Here is a 2,138-nt window from a genome sequence, read left to right as displayed (position 1 = left end):
CCCGCCCGGACACCGGCCCCGCCGCGGGCCAAGTCGCCGACCGAATCGGAGACGGAGCGCGATGAACCTCCTCGACAAACGCTCGGCGGGACTGGGACTGGTCCTCGCGATCCTCGCGTGCGTGGCGATCCCCAACATCCTGTCGCCCTACTGGCTCTACCTCGCCATCACCAGCGTGATCAGCGCCGTGATCATGCAGAGCTACGGCGTGATCGTCGGCCGCGCCGGCGTGATGTCGCTGTGCCAGCTCTCCTTCGCCGCCATCGGCGCGTGGGTCGTCATGCGTCTCAACCTCGCCGACGCCCCCGGCGGCCTGCTCCTGTGGCTGGTCCTGGGCGGCCTGGCCGCCGCGCCCGTCGGCGTGCTGATCGGACTGCCCGCCCTACGAGTACGCGGCGTCAACCTCGCGGTGATCACCTTCGGCGCCGCGGTCTCCACGGACATCGTCCTCAACGCCCGCCAGTTCCCCGGTACCGAGGAACTCAAGACCGTCGCGCGCCCCGCCCAATTCGCGAGCAACGCCAACTACTTCGTGCTCGTGGTGATCGTCTTCACCGTGATCGCGTTCGGGCTGTTGCTGCTCGACAAGACCCGGCTGGGCATGTCCTGGCTCGAACTGCGCCACTCCGAGCGGATCGCCGCCTCGCACGGCATCTCGGTGGCCCGCAGCAAGCTCGCCGCGTTCGCGATCAGCGCCTTCATCGCGGGCGTCGGCGGCGGCCTGATGGCCGGTCAGCTCGGCCTGGTGGTCTCCGGCAACTTCGCGATGGGCCAGTCGGTGACGCTGTTCGCCATCGCGATCCTGATCGGCCCCCACCACCCCGAAGGGGCCCTGATGAGCGGGGTCTTCGGCGCCACGATGGCCACCATCCTGGAGAAGATCAAACTGCCGCAGGACCTCGGCGGCATCATCTTCGGCATCGTGCCGATCTTCGCGCTGCGCAGCGGGATGAGCCAGACCGACTTCACCCGCAACCGCAAACGCCTCGCCAAGGCCCGCACCCTCGTCGACGCCGCCGACGCCGGCGCCGAGGAGCGCATCGACGCGAGCAAGCCGGCGGAGCGCGTCGTCGGCGCCCCGGCCCGCCCCCTCGGTACGGGCCCGGCGCTCGTCGTCACCGGCCTGACCGTGCGCTACGGCCCGGTCGTCGCCCTCGACGCGGTCGACCTCACCGTGCCGGCCGGCACCGTGGTGGGCCTGATCGGACCCAACGGCGCGGGCAAGTCCACCTTCATCTCGGCGGTCGGCGGCTTCCTCGGCAAGACCGAGGGGACCGTACACCTCGACGGCGCCCGGCTCGACGGCCTCGCCCCACAGGTACGGGCCGCCCGCGGGCTGCGCCGGACCTTCCAGACCAGCCTGATCGCCCCCGAACTGACCCAATACCAATACCTGGACATCGGCGCGGGCCGCCGCCTCGACCGCGCCGAGGCCGACGAACTCCTGGAGTTCTTCGGCTGCCCGGTCGGCGACCTGCCCATCTCGATCATCGACGCCGGCACCCGCCGGCTGCTCGACGTCGCCGCCGCGATCGCCGCGCGACCTGCGGTGGCCCTGCTCGACGAGCCGGCCGCCGGCCAGTCGGCCGCCGAATCGCTGCGCCTGGGCGCTCGCCTGGCCGAGGTGCCCGAACGCTACGGCGTGAGCATCCTGTTGGTCGAGCACGACATGGAACTGGTCAGGGTCGCCTGCCGCGAGGTCACCGTCCTGGACTTCGGCCACGTGATCGCGAGCGGGCCCACCGAGGAGGTACTGCACGACCCCGCGGTGATGGACGCCTACCTGGGCACCTCCGACACTTCGGAGTCGGCTGACACCGTCGACACCGCGCCGGCGGTCTCGGCGCCGACGGGCTGAACCGGCGCGACCCGCCCGGGACTTCGACATCTCGCCTTCATATAGGCCGCGTTCGCTCCGGCGCCGTCCGAGCCATCCCGTCCCAGCCACCCCGTCCGTCCCCCGTGTCCCGCGCCTCGGGCGCCTCGCGCCTGCGCGCAGCCGGACCCGGGTCCGTCCGGCATGCCCCCCGACCGGATCGGCCGCGCGCCGATCCTCCATGACAAGGACGTTCACCATGAAGCGCTCCCTCGTGAGCCGGCTGGCCGTGGTCGCCGCGCTCGCCTTGACCGCGGCGGCG

The 2,138-nt window shown here is 71.8% G+C and carries 1 protein-coding gene; it reads left to right on the top strand.

All coding sequences use genetic code 11. From position 1 onward, the window contains the following. The first annotated feature begins 61 nt into the window (after positions 1–61). The gene (locus GT354_RS50480; RefSeq protein WP_161364982.1) at positions 62–1,858 is read left to right on the top strand and encodes an ATP-binding cassette domain-containing protein; all 1,797 of its coding nucleotides are present in this window, start codon (positions 62–64) and stop codon (positions 1,856–1,858) included. Positions 1,859–2,138: the final 280 nt, after the last annotated feature.

The sequence above is a fragment of the Streptomyces sp. SID3343 genome (assembly GCF_009865215.1).
In the GTDB taxonomy this organism is placed as follows: Bacteria; Actinomycetota; Actinomycetes; order Streptomycetales; family Streptomycetaceae; genus Embleya.
This window is presented reverse-complemented; position numbering and strand designations above follow the sequence as displayed.